The sequence below is a fragment of the Arenibacter palladensis genome (assembly GCF_900129275.1).
GTDB classification, from domain to species: Bacteria; Bacteroidota; Bacteroidia; order Flavobacteriales; family Flavobacteriaceae; genus Arenibacter; species Arenibacter palladensis.
This window is the reverse complement of the sequence record NZ_FQUX01000008.1, coordinates 143,889-168,005: the sequence shown is the minus strand read 5'-3', so window position 1 is coordinate 168,005 and position 24,117 is coordinate 143,889. Positions and strand designations below refer to the sequence as shown.

The following is a 24,117-nucleotide window of genomic DNA, read 5'->3' as shown; positions in this document are numbered from 1 at the left end:
TGCTATGAACTATAGAGCATTCAGAATGAAGCTTAAGCCGGGTTGTATAGTTGAATACAAAAAACGGCACGACGCAATATGGGTAGAATTAGAAGATCAATTTAAAGCCCAGGGAATATATAAGTACGTTATTTTAATTGATGAGGACACACACACATTGTTTGCTTATCAGGAGATGAAACCAATCTCTACTATATATCCTCAAGATATGGGCCTAATGCAAAAGTGGTGGGATTATATGGCAGATTTAATGGAGGTTCATCCAAATAACAAGCCAATAGTGGTGCCATTAAAGGAAATGTATTGCATGAAACAGATATTCTAGTTTGTGCAGAGATTTAAAATTCCTTAGATCCTGAGTTATTTTATTGTGTTAAGCATACAATTTTATTGTGCAATAATTATATATCGGGCAGTTTTTAAAGTTGATGTAAGAGTTTTAGTTTATGGACAGATTTGTTGGGGTTTATATAATGGCATTTTTACTATTGGTGGGTTCATCGCTCCTATATGGTCAGAAGCCCTTGTCGAAAGATTTAAAACTGAATTTTGCCAATCCACCAATGGAAGCATGGCCTAAAGCCTATTATTGGTGGTTGAATGGTAATATTGATACCGTACGGGTCAGGGAAGAAATTAGGGCAATGAAAGCAGCCGGGCTTTCTGGTTTTGATATATTTGAAACCGGGGTGCCAAAAGTAGATACCATGGTTGCTGCCGGTCCTGCTTTTTTAAGTGAAGCTTCTTTGGCCTCGATTAAAGTCGCTCTGGATGAGGCCGGTAAGCATGGTATGCAGGTAGGACTAAATATGGCCAGTAGCTGGAATGCAGGTGGATCATGGATAAGCCCTCGGAATTCTGCCAAATCCCTTTACTTTTCCAAAACTAAATTTTCTGGCCAAAGTAATTTAGAGCTGCCTTTTCCAGAATTGCCCAGAATCGACAGTGAAGGGAGATTTATCAAGGCGGAAGGCCAGAAATTCAAAGAAACCAAAAGTGGAGATCGGGATAGAAGGTTCAAAATTTACTTTAGAGCAAATGGTAAACCAGAATTTTATGAGGAAGTCGTTGTTTTGGCAGTACCTGCAAATACCCAAAAAGGAACACTTGACACTTTAAATGTAATTAACGTCAGTAAATTTTTCAATCATAAAACTGAAATCTTAAACTGGTTACATTCAGGTGATTACGATATTTATAGGTTTATTACATCTAATTCTGGTGAACTATTAAAACGGCCGAGTAAAAATTCCGAAGGTCCTATAATCGATCATTTTGATGCAGAAGCAACAGCATCCCATTTCAACTATGTAATTGACAAATTAAAGAGCATTACGGACAATGATTTAGAAAATTCGCCTCTAAAAAGTCTGTATTTGGCGAGCTATGAAGCCGTTGGTCATACATGGACCAGTACATTGCCCAAAAAGTTTAAAGAATTAAACGGTTATAATATTGACAAGTATCTTCCTGGTTTGTTTCAGGAAGGCATCTTTCCAAATGAGGTTACAAAAAATGTAAAGAAAGATTTTCAGTATACGCTATCCGAGCTAATGATCGATAATTTTTATCGTACAGCTAAGAAAATTGCCAATGCTAATTCTCTACATATCAATTCCGAATCTGGAGGGCCTGGATTTCCTTTACATAATGTTCCCGCAGAACCTTTGAAGTCCTTAGGGGTTATGGATCTTCCACGTGGGGAATTTTGGATCAACAGAAAAGTTTTTACCGAGGAAGGGGTAGACATTAAACGGGTCGTAAAGGAAGTGTCCTCTGCAGCCCATATTTATGGAAGGCCTTTAGTGGAAGAAGAAGCTTTTACCTCCCAACAGCATTGGCAGGAAGGCCCTTTTGATATGAAACCCTTTGCTGATCGAGCATTTTGTGAGGGCATGAACAAAGTAGTAATACATGGTAGCAGCCACAATCCACGGGGAATAGGATATCCTGGAATCGTCTACCATGCAGGCACCCATTTTAACGACAAACGGGTATGGTGGCCCATGATAAAGCCTTTTAACCAGTATCTATCCCGTATATCCTATTTATTCCAACAATCCGATTTTGTGGCGGATGTACTGTATTATTATGGCAATGCCGTGCCTAATTTTGCAGGTCATAAAAATGGTCGCTTTAGCGTGGGTCCTGGTTACGATTATGAGGTTGTTAACACCGAAATTTTAAAGCAGCTTACTGTGGATAATGGGGAGTTAGTGTTGCCAACTGGAGGAAGATTTAAGCTTTTGGTCATGGAACAAGAAGATGAAATTTCTTTGGAAGTACTTTCAAAAGTGAAAGATTTGGTATCAAATGGAGCTAAAATAATATGGGAAAAACCGCAAAAAGTTAATGATCATAAAAACATCTTGGAACCTGCCCCTTCTGAAGAAAATCTTGTTCGGTTGTGGTCAAAAACTGGAATCAACAATAAAAATAATAGGATAGTATCTGGCATTAAACCTGTTGATTTTCTTAAAGAAATAGGCGTTGATCCAGATATCGATTATGCCGATTCATCGTTCAACACCTTGGATTATATACATTACAATAAAGGGAATACCGATTATTACTTTATTAGAAACACAACGGATAAATCGGTTTCAAGGTTATGTAGTTTTAGGCAAGCAGGGAAGGTTCCTGAAATATGGGACCCTGTCCATGGCACAATTAGTCCAATAACTATCTATGATTACGTTGATGGACGTACAAATATACCTCTAACCATACCAGCGTACGGAGCCTTTTTTATTGTTTTTTCTAAAGGAAGTTCTTCTCCAGCTTATACAAAAATAGATTCGGGTGGGTTCATGTCACCTAATTTGGAGTTTACGCCCAATGGTATGTATTTAGCTGAAAATGGGAAGTTTGAACTTACAAATAGTTCGGAAAAAAGTGCAGTCACCAACTATATAAAAGAAATTCCTTTGAACGGTGCATGGGAAGTGTTTTTCCCAAAAGGTCAAAATACACCCGCAAGAGTTATTTTTCCTGATTTAGTTTCTTGGACAGATTCTAATATAGAGAGTGTAAAATACTTTTCCGGGATTGCCAAATATGTAAAAACATTCCAGTTTGAAATTAATTCAGTTACTAAAAAGAATCAAAAGTTGTACTTGGATTTAGGAGATATATCAAAAATGGCCAGTATAAAACTTAACGGAAAGGACATGGGGGTTGTTTGGACAAAGCCTTATCGTGTTGAAATTACAGATTATCTCAAAGCTGGGAATAATATCCTTGAAATAGACGTGGCCAATACTTGGTCCAATAGACTCAAAGGTGATGCTATTAAAGGAGAAAAATATACTTACACCAATATAGGAGCAACGTTAATTGATGGTCTGAACGAAATAAAGGTGCCTTGGAGAGAGGTACCATTGATGCCCTCTGGAATTTTAGGTCCGGTAACAATTAAAGTTTTAACACCTATTAAATAGAACAAAATGAAATCAGCTAATTTGTATTTGATCAAGTAATTGTTCTATTAAGCTAAACTAATAAATTCGTAACACTATTAAAATTATGGCACAAAAATTTAATCAAACATGGTTGCAAAGGCCACTTTCAAGTAGCGCTCACGGGAGAAAATTAACAGGTTACTTCATAGCGGTTATAATTCTTTTAGCTAGTTTTTCTTGTAACCAAGAAACCAAAAATCCTATAGTTGACAATTCGTATAATTCACTAAAAAGAGGTTTTGAACAACCGAACGACTCGGCACGTGCCAAAGTATATTGGTGGTGGTTGAATGGACACGTCGACACGCTGCGTATGCGCACGGAGTTAAAGGCCATCAAGGATGCCGGCTTGGCAGGTGTGGATATTTTCGATATTGGAGTCCGACCAATTGGCAACCCAAATGGAATGATTCCACCAGGTCCTGGGTTTATGCAAGAAGGTTCATTAAAAGCTATAAAATTTGTTTTAACGGAGGCAGCTGCTCTTGGCCTGGAAGTCGGTCTAAGTTTATCTAGTAGTTGGAATGCCGGCGGCAGTTGGGTTCGACCAAATCAGGCTGCAAAGACTATTTATTATTCTAAGATTCAGCGAAAAGGTGAAGAAATTAATAAATTGTCTCTTCCCTTTCCAGCTATAACCCCAGATCGCAACGGAAATCCTAGGATTATAGAATATGGTAAAAATGGAAAGCCGGTATATTATGAGGAGATTTCTGTAATAGCGGTACCCGCGGAAAAGCAAAGTCTAACGGATACAACAGCCATTGTAAATGTTACCGAATACTTCGACCCAAAAAGTGGAGTTCTCGATTGGAATCCTAAAGGAGGTGAATGGGATATTTACCGATTTATATGTTCCAATTCAGGGGAACAGCTGATAGTTCCTAGTGAGAATGCAAAAGGTCCAATAATTGACCATTTTGATTCCATAGCTACTCAAATGCATGTGGAGTACTTTATAGATAGGTTAAATCCTTTAGTTGATAATCTTAAAAATTCTGCATTAAAATATTTATACTTGGCGAGTTATGAGGCTAAAGATTTTGCTTGGACACCATCTTTTCCTCAAGCATTCAAGCAGGTGAATGGTTACGATGTGAATAAGTTTCTTCCCAGTCTTTTTGAACCTAAACTTTTTGATTCCCTTTTTTTGAAAAAGTTTAATCATGATTATGCCGAGACTTTTTCTGAATTAATGATCAAAAATCATTACGGAAAAGCCAAGGAAATATGTAACCAGTACGGAATAAGCCTTTGTTCTGAGTCGGGAGGGCCCGGTCATATGCACCATATCCCGGTCGAAACTTTGAAAGCGTTGGGGGCATTGGATATTCCCAGAGGTGAATTCTGGTACGAACGTCCTTACTTTAATAAGGATAGTATTGATATGGTATGGCTGGTTAAAGAAATCGCAGCGGCTTCCCATATTTATAAAAAGGGATGGGTCGAGCAAGAGGCATTTACAAGTTATAAGGATTGGCAAGAATCTCCGGCAAGTATGAAACCTTTTGCGGACAGGGCTTTTGCAGAGGGAATGAACAGACTTATAATACATGGGTTTACACATAATCCCTCGGAATATGCCTATCCCGGAATAGCATATTTTGCCGGTACCCATTACAATGATAAAAGGGTTTGGTGGCCCAAGGTAAAGCCATTCAACGATTACCTGGCCAGGGTATCCTATATTTTGCAGAACACCAAATTTGTTTCCGATGTGCTCTATTACTATGGGGAAGAAATCCCCAATTTGGTAATGCCCAAAAACACTCCGTTTGCCATTGGCAAAGGATATGATTATGAGGTAATCAATACCGATGTCCTCATTAACGACCTTACTGTCGAGAATGGAAAGTTGGTGCTTCCCGGGGTAGCGACCTATAGTGTGCTGTATGTTGCCGAAGAGGAACTGAGCCCACGAACTATGGAGAAATTAGGACTATTGGCGCAAAAAGGTGCGGTAATAGTAGGTGATAAGCCATCGAACGTTATCGGACTAAGGGATGAAAGGACAATTGAAGCTTTCAATACGCTAGTTGATGCCATATGGATGGCGGATGCTGAAAATGGCCCTGCCGGGAGCGGAAAGATAGATTCAAAGAGCACTCCATTGGCTGCCTTGACGGCCTTGGGTATCCCCCCTGATTTTGACTATTCGGATAATCATACAGATCAAAGAGTAGCTCCATTGGACTATATCCACTATCAGGGGCAAGGGGTGGATTTTTACTTTGTTCGAAATACCACAGATCAATGGATTACACGGAACTGTTCTTTCCGGCAATTGGGCAAACAACCCGAAATTTGGGACCCCGTATCAGGCACCATCGATCCCATAACTATTTTTGACCAGCAAAAAGACAAAACCACCTTGCCCATTTCCTTACCTCCCTATGGGTCTTATTTTGTGGTTTTTAGAGAAGGAGGCCACGAGGGTATGTATAAAGGAATTCCAGTCATGGAGGATCGTTTGCCACGGATTCACTATACCGCAGGAGGCGCGGTTTTTTTAGATAAACAAACCTTTGAAATTGACGATACGTTTCAAAATAGGAAAAAGGTAATCAACCAACCAGAGGTTACCACTTTGGAGGGATCGTGGAAGGTAACTTTTCCTGAAAATTGGGGTGCACCCAATACGGCCGTTTTTTCGGATTTGATTTCATGGACCGACTCCAAAGAAGAAGGCATTAGGTACTTTTCAGGTACAGCCACCTATCACAAAACGTTTCGTTTTAAAAAATCGGAAAATAAGGAAAAAATTTATTTGGATCTTGGTCAATTGGCCGAAGTGGGAGAGGTATGGTTAAATGGAAAATCGTTGGGGATAACCTGGACACAACCACATCGGTTTGATATTACCGATCATATTCTGGAAGGCGAAAACAAGATCACCGTAGAAGTAGCCAATACATGGTCCAACCGATTGACGGGAGACGGGATTACCGGTGAATCATTTACCCAGACCAATATTGTAAAGGCAAATAAAAATGTGGTTCCATGGAAGGATTTGCCCTTAAAGGTTTCAGGGCTTTTAGGACCTGTGACGATCCAGAGTTATACCTTACATTAATGCGATTAAATCCATTTCTTTAAACAATGACATTAGTGTTATGAAAACATTCGTCTTTATTCTTTGTTTCTTTTCATTGGTTGGTTCTAAAGTTTGCGCACAGGTACGGCCGGCAAGGATTTTTGCAGATCACATGGTGTTGCAAAGGGATAGGGAAATTCCGGTTTGGGGATTTGCGCGGCCTGGGGAGGTTATTTCAGTAAAAATTAATTCTAAGAAAAATACGGTCACGACCGATTCTATTGGCAGGTGGATGTGTAAAATGCCGTCAATGCCAGCGGGTGGTCCGTATGAATTGAGTATCCAATCTCTATCGGATTCCATTATATTGCATGATGTGATGATTGGCGAAGTATGGTTCGCCTCTGGACAATCCAATATGGAACACACATTGGGTGGTTGGCCTTGGATTCCATATTCGCAAATTAAAAATTACGAACAGGAACTGAAGGATATAGATTATCCTCAAATACGGATGTTTACAGTTCCCAAGCTAGCTTCACCGGTAGAAATGGATGATCTAAGAGGAGGCATTTGGGAACTACCTGCATTAAATACGCTGCCAAATTTCTCGGCCTCTGCTTGGTTTTTTGCAAAGGAACTTACAAAGGCCCTTGGTGTTTCTGTAGGAATAATTCATAGTTCTTGGGGCGGCACGGCTATAGCTCCATGGATGGATAGTCAAGCTTTTAAAACCTTTGAAAACGATATTACTATACCCGAAGTTCCAAAAAGTTTCAACATGGATGAATGGGTAGAGGACGCCAACACTTCCTGGTCCAGTTATGTTGCATTCCGAGAACGAATAAGCAATTCCGGATTGAATCGGGTTTCTTCTTTGTCAAATTCCAGTCAAAGTGAAGCTCCATGGAAAGTTATAAATAAAATTACGGCATTGGACGATATTTCGAGTAACTGGATATGGCTTAAAAAGGAATTGCATTTATCCGATTCCTCATATTCAATGGAATGGTGTCTGGAGTTGGGTTATTTGAACAGACAGGCGCACGTCTTTTTGAATGGATTGGAAATAGGATATTTTTTATATCCGAAAAAGGCTAAAATTGAACTCCCGCCCAATGCATTGAAGAAAGGGAAAAATGTAATACTTATTCGAATTGCCCAACCATGGGGGGGGGCAAAAGTGGAAGGCAATGAATTCGCCCTTAAAAGCAATACTGAGGAAAAGAAAATAGATATAGCTGATAATTGGGGGATTTTAAAGCCTGAAGTTTCTCCCAAACCTCACGGAAAATTAAATATTGGTTCTGCTACTTATCTTTTTAATGGCATGGTGGCTCCCGTTATACCGTATGCTATCAGAGGGTTTTTATGGAATCAAGGCGAATCGGATGCAGGTCGCTCCGATTTTTATAAAAAAGCTTTCCCAGCTTTAATTACCGAGTGGAGAAAACGATGGGGCATTGCCGATATTCCTTTTATATTCGTGCAATCTACAAATTATCAGCCTTCTTGGAGCAAGCCTGAGGAATCGTGGTCCAGGGCTAGTTTGCGGCTTGCTCAGGCCGAAGCACTGAAGCTTCCAAACACTTCGATGGTTGTTTCTATGGATATTGGGGATCAGTATGATGTTCATCCCGCCAATAAACAGGATTTTGGATATCGTATGGCAATTCAAGCGCTTTCAAAGGTTTATGGTAAGGACATCCAATCCGATGGGCCAAGATATAAATCCCATTTTATCCAAGGAAATACTTTAATAGTAAATTTGGAAGAGGTAAATGGACTTTTGTCTTCCACAAATAACGATTCAATTTGCGGTTTTGAATTGGCCGGAAAGGAAGGTGAATTTTATGATGCCCAGGCACGCATTCACGGTGACCAAATATATATAGCCTCCAAAAAAATTGAAAGCCCCATAGAAGTACGATATGCTTGGAGTGATAATCCAGAATGCTTTATCTATGATTCGGAAGAACTCCCTCTGGCCCCATTTTCCACAGTTTATTAATATATAAAAATTAATTTTATGAAAAACATGTTTTTAAAGTATTTCAAGAGTTCTATTAGATTTGGGTTAAGCCTACTTTTGTTGGGAGGATGTCAGGAAAATACAGCAACGAAGGAAGTTTTTCAAGGTGTTCCCGATAAATTAGGAATAGAACGGTTTAACAATATAACCTTGGAAGCATCCCTTAAACCTTTCAAGCAAAAAAACAAAAAGTATTATCGGGAAGTTGCCTATACCATGTATTCCCAATGGTCAGCTTTGTTAAAACATTCCGATACGATATCCATTATGTTATGGACAGCAGACGGTTCTGAAATATTGGATTATAAAGGGAATATGGAACAACCTTTGGAATGGGCAAAATATATTGGAAATCCAAACACCAAGCACGAAGTAGGCTCTGGTCCTAAAAACCTCTCGATACATGAAAGGGCCTATGTATATCGTGAGGACGCACCAGATTTTATGTATGGCGACCTTAAAGAAATTATTGGGGTCTTAAAAGAAGTGGGAAAAGAACTTACCCACAGACCTATCAGGATAGGAGCTACTTTTGACCCGGGGCCAGAATTTGCGAAGTCGCCTTTTAAATATGAAAAGCATCCTGAAATTGTGCAAGGTAATGCCATGGGAGAAAAGACCTTTGTAAACTCCTATTCCGTGTTGAAAGCGGATGCAATTTCTTATGCAGGCTACCCTGATGGGATACCCGATAACACGCCTTTTGGTTCATTTTTCGGTAGACAGAGCCAACATTTTTTGATTGACCTTGGATTTGATTATTTGTGGCTGAGCAATGGTTTTGGCTTCGGCATGGAGCCATGGAGTTCTACGGGGACTATTTTTACAGGAAAAGGGTTTGAGACCGATAAGCTATCGGATACCAAAAAGAAAATCATTGATTTCTGGAGCTTGTTCCGTGAGGAATGCCCTGATTTTAGAATAGAGACACGGGGGACGAATATTGCGACTGGAATTGACCTTGCAAAAGACGGCGTGGATCTACGTTCCATTTACCATGGGGACTTTAACCTGTTGCCCCCACCTAATTCCCCCTGGGCAGCTTTGGATGGTGATTTTGGTTTGGAATTAATGGGGTATATGACACGGATTGCGGATATTCCGGATAACAGGTATCTTTTTCGATATTATACCCACGATCCTTGGTGGCTCAATAGTCCTTGGTTGGATCGTTATGGCAGGGAACCACATGATATATACCTCCCTATGTCTATTTCAAGAATCGATGAAAATGCGGTTGTAGCGTTACCTACTCATTTAAATTTTTTGACCATTGATGATTCTCTGGGAGATATGCCTGACAAAGTTCCAAATGAGGTTATTCCCCATATTCTTACAGCGCGTCAAGATTCTCCGACAGAACCAGGGCCATTGGTTTGGGTATATCCTTTTGATGAATACCATGATTGGGCAAATCAGCAACAAGATCGCGTATCAGAGATGTATTACGGGGATTGGTTAATTAGACAGGCCATAAATAGTGGACTCCCACTAAATACGGTCATATCGACTAAAAATATTCTTTTAGCTATTAAAAAGAAACCATCGCTGTTCAATGAATCTGTTTTATTCTCCATCGTACCAGATGCGGGTTCCGAAATAGAAAGTTTTTGGATAGACTATATCCGGAATGGGGGGAAAGTGGTTTTTTATGGCCCGGCCAGGCAGGCAAGCCCACAATTTTTGGAATTGGTCAATCTAAAAAATACGACATCTATAGAAGGGGAGTTTAAAATAGAAAGAAAATACACCCAGGATAACTTAGAGAATGCTTATCCGAACATAATACGTCATACCGGTCTTTTTTCGGGAGGTGGAGTTGAAAGTAGGGTAGCCGATAAATCCGACACTTCTACCAAAATTCTTGCCAAATACCATCAGGGTAACGAGATTAGGGAGGTCATGTGGACCAGAAACCACCCTGATTGGGTGGGAGGAAAACTTGCTTATGTGCGCGGCACCAATTCCTCTAATTATACGGGGGGGCGCCTTTTAACTCCTGATAATCCTCAGGAATATTTTATTGGTCCCAAGATGCTCCGTGATGTTTTAACTGAATTTGGAGTTTCTTATAAAATACAAAAAAGCGATCCACAGACTAAGGATCCGAAAATGACCATCGTACGTAGTGATAATGGATTTTTCTTTTCGGGCTATAATCCAAATACAACGGTCGTACAGAAATTTCGTTTTCAACAAGGGGCACCTTTAATGCTTGGTTATGATACAAAATTGGACAAAGGTCATTCAACTTATTCATTTCCGCCGTCTTGGCATAGGGAGTGCCGCATATTTGTAGACCAGTCTGAAGGGACGCTTAGTTGTTCCGAGGAAACAACTGAGGAATTGGGGATTAAAAGAAGATTAATGGTCACTGGCTTGGAAAATGCTACGATTAGGGTATATCCGCCTACAGGATTAGAAACGGAAGAAATTCATTTCTATAACAACGCTAGGTATCCATGGCGTGAAGGAAGTATCGAATTTGAAAAAATGCAAGATTCCATGGGCACCTATTACTTGGTAAAAAACATCACTGGTCAGCTCGTAGTTTCTTGGGAATAGTGAATCAATAGAGGGATAAATATTTTTTCGACTTCAGTAAGACTTTAAATTATAGGGTGTTATTTAAATTAGAAAGGTTACTTAATTTGAATATCTATAATTGAAGTTGGCATTATATTTATGAGAATATGAATTTTTAAAAATCTGTTAGATTTATTAAAGATATTGGTAGATAAACTCATATAACCAAGTGTATGAGCTTCACTTACGTAACTAATTAAAGTAATTTCTATTATGCTAACTCTATTAAAGTATTTCAAGAATTCGATTAAATTGGTGCTACTTCTGCTTTTGCTGGTAGGATTCCAAGAAAACATCATAAAGAATGAAGTTTCTCAAGGTGTTCCCGATAAATCTGGAATAAAACGGTTTAACAATATAACCTTGGAAGCATCGTTGAAACCTTTCAAGCAAAAAAACAATAAGTACTATCAGGAGGTTGCTTTTACGATGTATTCCCAATGGTCTTCATTGTTAAAACATGCCGATACGATATCCATTATGTTGTGGACAGCCGACGGTTCTGAAATATTGGATTATAAAGGGAATATGGACCAGCCCTTGGAATGGGCGAAATACATTGGAAATCCTAATACCAAACATGAAGTCGGTTCGGGCCCAAAAAGTCTGTCCTTACATGAAAGAGCATACGTTTATAGGGAGGACGCACCCGAATTTACTTATGGCGATTTACATGAAATTATACAAACGCTAAGGGATGTTGGAGAAAAAATCACTAACAAAACCATTCGTATAGGGGCGACATTTGACCCGGGACCAGAATTTGCGAAGTCTCCCTTTAAATATGAAAAGCATCCTGAAATTGTGCAAGGTAGTGCCATGGGTGGAAACACCTTTGTGAATTCCTATGCAGTGTTGAAAGGGGATACCGCCTCGTATGCGGGTTATCCAAATGGGATTCCTGATAACACACCCTTTGGTTCATTTTTTGGAAGACAAAGTCAACATTTTTTGAAAGATCTTGGTTTTGATTATTTGTGGTTGAGTAATGGTTTTGGGTTCGGTATGGAGCCATGGCATTCTGCCGGGGCTATATTTACAGGTAAAGGATTTGAAACTGATAAATTAGTGGATACGAAAAAGAAAATCATTGATTTTTGGAGCCTTTTTCGTGAGGAATGTCCCGATATTAGAATTGAGACAAGAGGCACCAATATTGCAACGGGAATTGACCTTGCAAAGGACGGTGTGGATCTACGTTCCATTTATCATGGGGGGTTTAACCTGTTGCCTCCGCCTAATTCCCCCTGGGCAGCATTAGATGGTGATTTTGGATTGGAATTAATGGGATATATGACACGGATTGCAGATATTCCGGATAATAGGTATCTTTTTAGATATTACACCCATGATCCTTGGTGGCTCAATAGCCCTTGGTTGGATCGTTATGGGCGGGAGCCGCATGATATTTACCTCCCTATGTCTATTTCAAGAATTGACGAAAATGCGGTAGTTAAATTACCTACTCATCTAAACTTTTTAACTATTGATGATTCTCTTGGGGATATGCCTGATAAGGTGCCAAATGAAGTGATACCTCATATACTTACAGCGCGTCATGATTCACCCACGGCACCGGGCCCCTTGGTTTGGGTATATCCTTTTGATGAGTACCATGATTGGGCAGATCAGCAACAAGATCGTGTGTCCGAGATGTATTTCGGGGATTGGTACATTAGACAGGCGATAAATAATGGACTTCCATTAAACACTGTCATATCGACAAAAAACATTCTTTCGGCAATTACTAGGAAACCATCTTTGTTCAATGGGTCTATTTTATTCTCCATTGTGCCAGATGCTGGTTCCAAAATGGATATATTTTGGGCGGAATATATAAAAAAAGGCGGGAAGGTTGTTTTTTACGGTCCTGCGCTTAAAGCTAGTCCTGAATTTCTTGAACTGATAAACCTTCAAAATACGATGCCCTTGGAAGGGAAGTTTACCGTAGAGAGAAAATATAATCTAGATGAAATAGAAACTCCATATCCTAACAAAATACTTCACAATAGTCTACTATCTGGAGGAGGGATTGAAAGTAAGGTTGCGAACAAATCTGATTCTTCTACCAAAATTCTTGCTTCATTTCTTCAAGGTAATGAGAGAAGAGAGGTTATGTGGGTGAGATCTGATTCAAATTGGTCGGGAGGAAAAGTTGCTTATATACGCGGCACAAACTCTTCCCATTATACAGGAGGACGATTGTTAAAACCAGATAACCCAAAGGTGTATTTTATAGGTCCAAAGATGCTGCGCGATGTATTGATGGAATTTGGTGTTTCACTTAAAATACAAAAAGGAGATCTAGATATCAAAGATCCAAAAATGACTATAGTCCGAAGTGATAATGGATTTTTTTTCTCAGGTTATAATCCCAATACCACCGTTGTTCAAAAACTTCGTTTTGAACAGGGAGCCCCTTTAATGCTTGGGTATGATACAAGATTGGAAAAAGGTCATGCAATTTATTCCTTTCCGCCATCTTGGCACCGGGAATGTCGGGTTTTTGTAGAACAGGAAGAGGGGGTCCTTAGCTGTTCGGAATTAACAGCGGTACAATATGGGATCAAGAGACGATTGGGAGTTAGCGGTCTAAAGAACGCTAATGTTAGGATATATGTACCTGAAGGAATTGGATCGGAAAGCATCTATTTTTATAACAATCCCAAGAATGCATGGAAAGAAGGCCAAATTGAGGCCGAAAAAGTAGTCGATTCCATGGGCACCTATTATTTAGCTAGAAACATTACAGGCCAGCTTGTAATTGCATGGGAATGAGTTTACATAGGACGATTGAATAATTGTTCAGCTTTACTAGGATTTAAATGGGTGGTTATCCAAGATTACAGTGATTCAAAGAGGTACAATATCTAAAAAAGAAGTTATACCATAAATATAAGAATGTCGATTTTACATAATAAAAATAGATTTTGTGTTAACTTATTTTAGGACTGGACATTATTCAATATATATTGAATAAGCCCTGTAAATTAGATAGATTTATTAGCCTGTAAACGATGGTCTTAAATCTAAAAAGGCAAAAAGTTATATAGTGGAAAGCTCATGTAGTATTTTGTAGAGCCTTTTATAAGTTGTTCTCATTCTTCATAGAAATCTCAACGTAACAAATCCTTTAATGTTTATAAAAATATGCATACACTAAAATTAATTTTTGTTATTATCATTACATATTTGCACCTTTTTTTTCAATGCAATGAAGTAATATAATTCAAGTCAGTTGAATAATCCTAGCTATAATTAAATACATTTTGCTTATGAACATGTTAACAGACCTAAAATTCGATTTTAATTCTAAAAAGCCACTATACATTCGAATAGCGGATTGTTTTATTTCTAATATTGCTAACGGAAATATTAAGAAGAATGAACAATTACCTTCAATTAATTTGTTTAGTAAAGAATATAAAGTATCTAGAGATACAGTTGAAAAGGCATATAAGATTTTAAAAGCTAAGAATTTAGTAATTACATATAAAGGAAAAGGAACGTATATAATTAGTACTCGATTAATACAGAAACATAAAGTTCTTTTTCTATTTAATAGGTTAAATAAGTACAATTTACAAATGTACTATTCTTTCATTAATAATATTGGTGATCAATATCATACTGATATTGATATTTACCACTGTAAAGAGTCTCTTTTTTTGAATTTGATCGAAAAGCATATTGAAAAATATGACTATTACATCATTGTTCTAAATATTAAAATTGAAAACCCTCAGCAGGTTAGTAATTCTATTGAATCTATAAAAGCGCTAAAAAGTATCCCACAACAGAAACTTATTATTATAGACAATAATGAGCTTAAAATTGATGGAAAAATTATCCAAATTTTTCAAGATTTTGAAAATGATACTTATTATGCTCTTAAAAAAGGAAGAGAAAATATAAATAAGTACAAGAAACTTATGTTGATTCTTCCTGAAAATTCGAACTATCCTTATCTATTAAAGATTACAAAGGGATTTAAAAAATTCTGTATTGAACAAGCCATTAATTTTGAGATTTCGAGCAAACCAATTGAAGGAGTAAGCATCAATCAAGGGGATCTATTCATTGTTATCGAGGATGATGACTTGGTTAATCTATTGGACATGACAAAAGCCAGTACTCTATTATTAGGAATTGATGTTGGAATTATATCATTTAACGACACACCTTTTAAAAGACTTTTGGGTATTGCTGTGATTTCAACAAATTTCACGGAAATGGGAGAAACAGCAGCGAGTATGATAGTTAATAACAAAAAAGGTAAAAGAAGAAATCCTTTTAGTTTTATTTGCAGAGCTTCAGTGTAAATATATACCAAAAAAATTCAGTAAGAAGAATTAAAGAATTATTATCCAATGTATTTATAAGCAAGGTTTATTCTGAGTAGCTCTATATTTCTGTTTTAGTTGTTGAATTAAAATAAGTTCAGGATTTTTAATCATATTGTCGTTGATAACCATTTCAGCCAACAACAAGCTCATTCGCCTCATCCAAAACATGGTTGGTAAAGCTCTTTAGATAGATCTGCGTTGTTTTTAAGGAGTTGTGGCCTAATCCTTCGCTGATCACCTCTGTGGGTATCCCCATGAACTTGGCTATGGTGGCCCAGGAATGGCGGATGGTATAGGTGGTGAAGTGTTCTTCAATACCGGCATCCATGGCAATGGTCTTGAGGTGGCCGTTCATCCTTCTGCGTAGGGATTTATATTTTTCATAATGCTTTGTACTGCCATCATAGTTTGCGGGAAAAAGATAGTCATCCTTGGATTTTCCTTCGGTATAAAAATTCAGAATTTCCTGTAGCTCGTCCGTAATTCGGACGGAGAGCTGGTCACCTGTCTTGCTACGGCCGTAGAATATGCGGTCTTTGGTTATGTCCTTGACCTGAAGCTTTACGAGGTCTATGAAATTCATTCCCCTACAATTGAACATCACAAGTGCATAATTCTTGGCATTCCAGACCGGGGATCCTTCTTTGTAGTGTACGTCCCTGATCTTTATAAAGTCCATTTTTGATATGGCCTTTTTTTTTTGGTACGTCTGGAAGTTGGAATTTTAAAGTGTTGGAAGGGGTTCTTTTTGGGGTAAAATTGGTCCTCCTTGATGGCACTGTAATAGAGGGCCCTAACCGCCCTCAAATAGGAGCTGATACCATTTTTTGAACTACTCTTCGCTTTGTGTTCGATCTGGAAATTCGTCAGTAGGGTAACGGTAATCTCGTTCAACCGCAGATCCCTTCCGCCGTTCAGTTTGGTAATTGACCTGATTGCCCCTGCATACCAGGACGCAGTTCCGGGTTTGTTGGATTTTAATTTTCTATCGATGATGACCTTTCCCCATTGGGACAGGGTAAGTCCGTTATCCACTTCGTCCCGTATCTTGGTGTCCACTTTTTTGTCCCATGCTTTGCGTATATATCCTACCAGCGTATCTGCATCTACCGAGTTGATGCTGTCCCCAAGTTCCGTGATGAGCTTATGGGCCATATGTAGTTTGTCATAAATTTTTTCATTGGCCCTGTCACAATCAATATGGTTGTTTTTAAAGGCCGACTTTTTCATCCGCATATATTTGTCGTCCCATCCAGCGGGGGAGCTGAAATAGGGGAGGCGTATGATCCTCGTTTTACGGTGAAACAATCTTAGGGCCACAGGATACAATCCGTTGGCTGCACTTTTTGCCGATTTTCTGGTGTCCAATATCAATCTTACCTTGGCCATAATCTTGTTCTTTTACCTAAAGTTAGTAAAAAACAAGGCTCACTTTAGGCTCACTTTTTTTTGATATCATTTGATATCAAATGATATCAAAATTTATTAAAATGGAATTAATTAGCTGTAAATCAATATAATATGATGTATTTTGCATTCATTTGTAGGATGGAATATGAGTCTTCTAAGCAGGCGGTCGAAGGTTCGAATCCTTCTGCCATCACGACACTCTCAAAACCACGCCTAATGGCGTGGTTTTTTGTTTAATGGAAAGGCCGAACAGCGTTCGTAGCCTTGCAATAAAACAAAAACTAGCAGCGCTGGTTGCCTGGTTTTGAATTTGCAACATTGATAATGGAGGATCACCGCAGCTAATCCTTCTGCCATCACCAATAAATACAGGGATTCCAAGAGATTGGAGGCTTTTTTGGTTTTACAAAAGGCTCAGAAAAGGCTCACTTTTTTTAAATCGATAGAATAATACGGCGTGGATACATGGTTTAGTATTTTTTGTAAACACCTGATAAGTAGTTATTTGTATTTATTCGTTTTTAAGGATATAATTGGTTGACATTTTTAAAAAGCAGGGGGTCAATATTTTGAACCTTGCCTTTATTAGAAATGGGAAAATGACTCACTTTTTCTTCTTTGAATAAGCGGTAAAATGATTTAATCATTAATTAAGGCTGCAGACTTTATCCATGGAATTTTAGGCCATATGTAGCAATCAAAAATTGCCATCAATCCATTCATGCAATCAATACTCTAAAACTGGACGGAAACCATACTCTTGGAACTCCATCAAGTTTATGGGTTTGTAAATAATTAAATGATATACGGTCATTAAAATATTGGTTCCTACAACTATTTTATCGAAAATGGTTGTAATTTTATTCAATATGGGGTAATTTACTACCTTTAATATTGTAAGTTGTTAGTCTAACCAGGATTATTACTTATTATGAATCTAATTATGCCTATCGGAATAGTGTATGTACTGGGCAAGTGTTAAGATGTAAAAGATGAAATTGACGTACAAACAGACTGAAAAAAAACCTGAGAATTCTTTCTTGGCTAGACAGGACAGAATGCCTTGTATTGAGCAGGACTGGCATTTTCACAAAGAATTGGAGCTTATTTATTTTATTAAGAGTACTGGTACGCGCTATGTAGGGAACTCCATTGGTAATTTTGGTCCTGGTGAATTATATTTAATCGGTAGCAATGTTCCACACTTGTTTAGAAATGATAGGGAGTATTATGCAGATAAATTAGAGAGTGAGGCGGTGGATCTAGTTGTCGTTAAATTTGACCCTGATTTTTTAGGGACTGGCTTTAAGGATCTAACCGAAGCTAAAAAATTGTTGACACTTTTTCAAGTCGCAAATAAAGGGATCAAATTTTCCAAGGCGGCAGCCTACTTAGTGCACAATCATATTTTGGGTTTAGTGGGTAACCAAGGCCTTTCAAGTATTGTAGGCCTTTTGAATATTTTGGATATATTGTCTATCAGCGAAAATTATACGACTCTTTGTTTGGAAGCCATATCAAATACTTTTAGTCAAAATGAAAAGGATCGAATGGCTAGAATCATCTCATATCTGAATGAAAATTTCGAAAATAAAATTGAATTGGATGAGGTAGCGGCAATAGCTTGTATGACTCCAAATGCATTTTGTAGATATTTCAAGAAACGAACCCACAAGTCCTTTACCCAATACCTAAATGAGATACGTTTAAGACATGCCTGTAAACTTTTAATCGAAGGTGAAATGCAGGTAGCCACCATTTGCTTTCAATCAGGTTTTAATACCCTGACCAATTTTAACAGACAATTTAAGGCACTTATGAAAATAACGCCTTCTGAATATATGGAAAAATATAACCAAAGAGAAGAGGTCGTTTAAAAGTTCTGTTGCTTATACAATTTCTTTTTTATCTTAATAGTAATTATTCAATTGTTGTCATATATACAATCATTGTACATTTATGGGGTATAATAGTGCTGGTCATGGGTAATACCCTGATAGCGGGTTATTCCACCAAACCATAATTTTGAGGATGTGACAAGCTTAATTTTTTAAACCATATGCCTTTCTTATGACCGCCCTGCTGATATTATTTTTATGTATAATATTATTAATTGTATCGGTTACGGTATTCAAGGTACATCCTATTCCAGCTTTGCTGATTACCGGACTTATTTTGGGTTTGGCTACTGGAAGTTCGGTTGCTATGGTAACAGATAGTTTATTGAGTGGATTTGGCAATACTCTAAAATGGATAGGTCTTATAATTTTATTTGGCACCTTACTTGGCGAAATATTGGCAGAAACCGGTGGGGCGGATGTTATTGCAGATAGTATTATCAACCTGTTCGGTGTAAAATATTTGCCATTGAGTATGGCGATAATCGGATTTCTTATTGGGATACCTGTCTTTATGGATGTGGCGTATTTAACATTGCTGCCAACTATTATGGTGCTGTCCAGAAAGTCGGGACATTCTGTTATGACTTTAGGGTTGTCACTAGCCATGAGCCTAACCGTGGCTCACGCGTTAATTCCACCCACTCCTGGACCTTTGGCAGTTGCGGCCATTCTTGAAATTAATTTAGGGGACATTATTCCTTTTAATGTCCTTGTGGCCATTGGTGCCATAACAGGTGGTATGATTTGGATACGGTTCAATAAGAAAAATCTAAATATCGAAAGCAAGTCCCAACATTATATCGATACTCCAGAAAAAAAGGAATTGCATGGATTTAAAAGGGTACTGCCTTTTGCTGCTCTCTTGGTGCCCTTATTGCTAATGTCCATTGGCACAATATTTCCTGGAGATAATCCCATAATTGCATTTATTAAGAATCCAGTTTGGGCATTAATGATCGGAGTTGTATTTGCTTTGCCCCTATTGGATGCCAAGGATTTTTCGGTGACCTTGAATAAATATTTTCAAACTTCTGGAGCCAAGTCGGCCATCGTAATTTTAATTACAGGTACTGGTGGCGCATTTGGACAAGTTATAAAGGATACGGAAATTGTAAGTTCACTTTTTGCGGATACGGGAAGTATAGCTGCCATGGGCATCGTTATTCCTTTTTTACTGAGTTTCCTGTTTACCACCGTAACCGGTTCTATTACGGTTTCACTTATTACATCGGCCTCCATTATAGCACCGTTGGTTTCCAATGGAACTTTAGATCCGGAATTTACTGCAGCTGCCATTGGTGCTGGTTCCTTGGGAGTTATTCATGTAAATAGTAGTTTTTTCTGGTTGTTTAAAGAGGTACATGATTTCTCCGTATCCAAACTGCTCAAAACCTTTAGTTTGTTATCCGCAGTAGTTTCCCTTAGTGGGGGTCTTTTAATCCTTGTCATTTATTTGATTAAGGGTTGATTTCGATTAATGTCTGATTGTGTTTAACCACTTCAAAGGTTACATACTTAATATGACTTTTCCAGTTGTAACCAAATTTTGATTATTCTTTACATCAATTGATGTATATAAGAGACTTGTTAAAATAATGTTAGTCCTAGGTAAAATTCATTTACACCTTAGTCCATTATTAAATTTCCTTTGTAGGAAAGGATAATGGGCATGGTTCAGAATTCTTTCTAATATTTAAAAACAATAAATAATGGATAACTATTTTCTGGCAATTACCCTTGTTATTTTTGCAAGTTTTTTTCAGGGAACTTTTGGGTTGGGAATGAAATATATGGCTCCGCTGAAATGGGAAGCCTGGTGGTTGGTACATGCTTTTGTGGCAATGATTTTGGTTCCCATGGTATGGGCCTTTATCGCAATTCCCGATTTGATAGGGGTGATATCCCATACCGATAGTGCTACTTTGTGGTTGGCCGCATTTTATGGTTTTCTTTGGGGCATTGGAGGGATTCTTTTTGGTGTTAGCGTAGAAAAAACAGGAATATCCATTACTTATGGAATAGTTATGGGTCTAGCTGCCTCCATGGGGTCTATCATACCTTTATTTCAAATAGAAGGCGCTTTTGAACAACCTTCTTTTCCAATAATTCTAGTGGGTGTAGCTTTACTTTTAGTTGGCGTAGCTATTACCGCTGTTGCTGGGGTACAGCGAGACAAACTTAAGGCAGGTGCTTCATCTAACTCCAAGGCAATTAGAATGGGTGTGATGATTGCAGTTGCCTCTGGTGTTCTTTCGGCCTTTTTAAATATAGGTTTTGCCAATGCAGCACCAGTAGCACAATCAGCGGTAGAACAATACGGGGTAGGAACTCAGAATGCCAGTTTGGCTTCTTGGGTCGTTGTTCTTTTAGGTGCGTTTGCTATGAACGGAGGATATGCCATTTTTCGTTTGGCAAGGAACAATTCATGGAATTCATTCACGGTGGCGGATAGTAAAAAAGCCTACCGTTGGGCGATTTTGGCGGGAATTTTCTGGTTCGCCGCGTTAGGGGTATACGGGCAAGGAGCCGCATTGATGGGCAATTTGGGTCCTGTAATAGGGTGGCCAATATTATTGGGCCTTGCACTGATTATTAGTAATATATGGGGCTACAGGGCTGGTGAGTGGAAGGATTCAGGTAAATCTTTCAAAGTTTTATTGGGAGGTTTGTGTGTATTAATAGTGGCCATTTGTATACTTGGGTATGCAAATTACTAAGACTACTGAGTGTTTTTTTAATAAGAAATTTATGACTTTAGATATGAAGATAACAAAAATAGAACCCTTTGTAATTACCCATAAGTTGGATACCCCGTTCTATTTTTCCCAGTGGGAGTATGATACTAGGAAGATATGTATTGTACGGATAACATTGGAGGACGGAACCTATGGCTGGGGAGAAGGTTATGGCCCTGCCAACGTAATTAAATCTGGGATAGACTTTTTTAAGCCTTTTGTTATGGGCAAGAATGCCTTGGAACATGAAGTTTTATGGCAGGAAATGTACCGTCGTTCTATGGATTATGCGCGAAGTGGTAGTTTACAGGCTGCAATAAGTGCTATTGATGTGGCATTGTGGGATATTAAAGGAAAAATTTTTAATCAACCGGTTTCCGTTATGCTTGGAGGTGTTAAAAACCACGTGATAGAACCATATGCAACAGGTTTATATTTTACTAGGGGTGGAAATTTGTTAGAGAAATTGGTAGAAGAAGCCTTGCTGTATAAATCCCAGGGATTCAAGGCTACTAAGATGAAGGTGGGACTTGGAATAACCGAGGATGTTAAATATGTGGCCGCAATTCGGGAAGCTATTGGGGGGGATATGAAATTGATGATTGATTCCAATCATGCCTATAGTTATAAGGAGGCTATTGAACTGGCTAAAAAAGTAGAAAAATATGATATTTCCTGGTTTGAGGAACCTGTTTCCCCAGAAGATTATGACGGTTATCGAAGACTTAGAGAGAATACCTTGATTCCTATAGCCGGCGGGGAATGTGAGTATTTAAAGTTTGGCTTTAAGCGCTTGTTGGAAAATGATTGCATAGATATTGCACAGCCTGATATTTGTGCAGCAGGTGGACTAACGGAAGCCAAAAGGATAGCGGTTTTGGCCCAGGCTTACAACAAAGATGTTGTGCCACACACATGGGGCACTTGGATAGCCATTAGTGCGGCTGTCCATTTCGTTGCTAACTTAGATCAGAACCCTGGTAGAATGTACAATGAACTGCCTACCATGGAATTGGATAGAACCGAAAATGCTCTACGCGATGAGGTTACCCAGCATCAAATTATAATAGAACAAGGACAATTACAGGTGCCACAATTGCCGGGATTGGGTGTAGAGGTGGATATAGACGCATTGGAAAAATATTTGGACAAAGAAACTCATAATGATGAAACAAGACTTAAAATTCGGTCATAAAAAATTATATGTTGATGGACAATTAATGGAGTCATCAAATGCGGAAACATTTGAGGTCATTTGCCCTGGGAATGAAAAAACTATCGCAACTATTGCCTGGGCCCAAAAGGATGATACGGAACAGGCCCTGGAATCTGCCCAGAAAGGTTTTGAAGCTTGGTCGCAATTGCCACTGGAAGAACGGTTGCAGTGGATTGCAAAATTGAGAAACAAACTATTGGAAAATAGCGACTTGCTTCGTGAAAGCATTATGTATGAGATGGGGAAGACCTGGGAAGGTAGTGAAGAAGACCTTACCAGTATTACCAACTCCCTACAGTTCTATTCGGAGGAAATAAAACAACGCCGTGATATTGCCATAGAAGATGCGGAAGGCACACATGAGCACCGGATCGTTTCCCAGCCGTTAGGGGTGGTCGTTGCTTTTTTGGCTTATAATTTCCCTTTATTGAACCTTGGTTTTAAATTGGGTCCAGCCTTGGCTGCCGGATGTAGTATAATTTTGAAGCCTTCCGAGTTTTCACCCTTGTCAGCTTATATTATTGGAGAACTTTGCGACGAAATTAACTTTCCAAAAGGTGTAATTAGCATTATTTGTGGTGATGTTCAAGATGTGGGCATCCCCCTTTGTGAAAGTAAAATCCCGAGGTTAATTACTATGATAGGTTCTACTGAAACCGCCCAAAAACTGATTGGACAAAGCAGTAAAACTTCTATTAAAAGATACAGTATGGAATGTGGGGGAAATGCTCCCTTTATTGTTTTTGAAGATGCCGATATGGATCTTGCTTTAAATATAGGTGCCGCCCTGAAAACGGGGAATACAGGTCAAATATGCGTTGCCCCTAATCGTTTTTTTGTACATGACTCCGTGATCGATATTTTTATAGAGGGGTTGGTTAACAAATTTAAAAATACCGTTATTGGTTTTGGAAAGGAAAATCGGCCGGACATGGGTCCACTTACTAATAAACTGTCTGTAGAAAAAGTTGGGAAGATAGTAAAGGAAGCGGTTGCTCAAGGTGGAAAACTTTTATACGGGGGTAACCCAATTGACAGACCTGGTTATTATTTTGAACCAACGGTCATAAAATTAAATGACCAAAATGCCAAGATTTTGCAAAAAGAAATATTTGGCCCAGTAGCTATAATTGTACCTTTTTCTACAAAAGAAGAAGTTGTTGAATTGGCCAACGATACAAATGCAGGGTTGGCGTCTTACGTATTTTCATCCAATGATGATATACTTAATTATTTCGCGGATAAATTGGAATTTGGTGAAGTTCAATTGAATGGGGTTAAGTACGATATATATTTACCACATGGAGGTGTTAAAAACAGTGGAATTGGAGTAGATTGTTCAAGTTACGCTCTAGACGATTATCTCATTAAAAAAAGAGTAACCAAAGCGTTGTGA

At 38.5% G+C, this 24,117-nt stretch carries 14 protein-coding genes; 12 read left to right on the top strand and 2 right to left on the bottom strand.

Going from position 1 to position 24,117, the window contains the following annotated elements; translation table 11 throughout:
- Window positions 1-4 precede the first annotated feature (4 nt).
- From BUA60_RS18410 to BUA60_RS18380, 7 genes are all read left to right on the top strand, one after another.
- A complete protein-coding gene (locus tag BUA60_RS18410) occupies window positions 5-325 on the top strand; it encodes an L-rhamnose mutarotase (protein ID WP_072864288.1) in 321 nt (106 codons plus the stop codon).
- A gap of 121 nt (window positions 326-446) precedes the next feature.
- Entirely contained in the window at window positions 447-3,440 is a 2,994-nt protein-coding gene (locus tag BUA60_RS18405) for a glycosyl hydrolase (protein ID WP_072864286.1), read from the top strand.
- An 85-nt stretch (window positions 3,441-3,525) separates the two neighbouring features.
- Window positions 3,526-6,534: a glycosyl hydrolase gene (locus tag BUA60_RS18400; protein ID WP_072864284.1), complete on the top strand. Its 3,009-nt coding sequence runs from the start codon at window positions 3,526-3,528 to the stop codon at window positions 6,532-6,534.
- Between the two features lie 40 nt (window positions 6,535-6,574).
- Complete coding sequence (locus BUA60_RS18395) at window positions 6,575-8,506, top strand: sialate O-acetylesterase (RefSeq protein WP_084532682.1); 1,932 nt, start codon at window positions 6,575-6,577, stop codon at window positions 8,504-8,506.
- Between the two features lie 18 nt (window positions 8,507-8,524).
- Complete coding sequence (locus BUA60_RS18390) at window positions 8,525-11,092, top strand: hypothetical protein (protein ID WP_218587952.1); 2,568 nt, start codon at window positions 8,525-8,527, stop codon at window positions 11,090-11,092.
- 234 nt (window positions 11,093-11,326) lie between these two features.
- The gene (locus BUA60_RS18385) at window positions 11,327-13,891 is read left to right on the top strand and encodes a hypothetical protein (RefSeq protein ID WP_072864280.1); all 2,565 of its coding nucleotides are present in this window, start codon (window positions 11,327-11,329) and stop codon (window positions 13,889-13,891) included.
- A gap of 497 nt (window positions 13,892-14,388) precedes the next feature.
- Window positions 14,389-15,435, top strand: a complete 1,047-nt coding sequence (locus tag BUA60_RS18380; RefSeq protein ID WP_084532681.1) for a GntR family transcriptional regulator — start codon at window positions 14,389-14,391, stop codon at window positions 15,433-15,435.
- Window positions 15,436-15,589: 154 nt separating this feature from the next.
- Here BUA60_RS18380 and BUA60_RS18375 read toward each other — a convergent pair whose 3' ends face one another.
- Together BUA60_RS18375 and BUA60_RS18370 are read right to left on the bottom strand one after the other, a co-directional pair.
- On the bottom strand, window positions 15,590-16,138 hold the full coding sequence (locus tag BUA60_RS18375) for a tyrosine-type recombinase/integrase (RefSeq protein WP_072864278.1): 549 nt from the start codon (window positions 16,136-16,138) through the stop codon (window positions 15,590-15,592).
- A complete protein-coding gene (locus tag BUA60_RS18370) occupies window positions 16,126-16,848 on the bottom strand; it encodes a phage integrase SAM-like domain-containing protein (protein WP_072864276.1) in 723 nt (240 codons plus the stop codon). The genes BUA60_RS18375 and BUA60_RS18370 overlap by 13 nt, the downstream gene beginning before the upstream one ends.
- A gap of 1,013 nt (window positions 16,849-17,861) precedes the next feature.
- Between BUA60_RS18370 and BUA60_RS18365 the strand changes: the two genes are divergently transcribed.
- The 5 genes from BUA60_RS18365 to BUA60_RS18345 all read left to right on the top strand — a co-directional run bounded on the left by BUA60_RS18365 (window position 17,862) and on the right by BUA60_RS18345 (window position 24,117).
- Window positions 17,862-18,746, top strand: a complete 885-nt coding sequence (locus BUA60_RS18365; protein ID WP_072864274.1) for an AraC family transcriptional regulator — start codon at window positions 17,862-17,864, stop codon at window positions 18,744-18,746.
- 193 nt (window positions 18,747-18,939) lie between these two features.
- Entirely contained in the window at window positions 18,940-20,238 is a 1,299-nt protein-coding gene (locus BUA60_RS18360; protein ID WP_072864272.1) for a GntP family permease, read from the top strand.
- Window positions 20,239-20,479: 241 nt separating this feature from the next.
- Entirely contained in the window at window positions 20,480-21,487 is a 1,008-nt protein-coding gene (locus BUA60_RS18355) for an L-rhamnose/proton symporter RhaT (RefSeq protein WP_072864270.1), read from the top strand.
- Window positions 21,488-21,518: 31 nt separating this feature from the next.
- Window positions 21,519-22,700 (top strand): mandelate racemase/muconate lactonizing enzyme family protein, encoded by a 1,182-nt coding sequence (locus BUA60_RS18350; protein WP_245802585.1) that lies wholly within the window; start codon window positions 21,519-21,521, stop codon window positions 22,698-22,700.
- A complete protein-coding gene (locus tag BUA60_RS18345; RefSeq protein ID WP_245802584.1) occupies window positions 22,669-24,117 on the top strand; it encodes an aldehyde dehydrogenase family protein in 1,449 nt (482 codons plus the stop codon). The genes BUA60_RS18350 and BUA60_RS18345 overlap by 32 nt, the downstream gene beginning before the upstream one ends.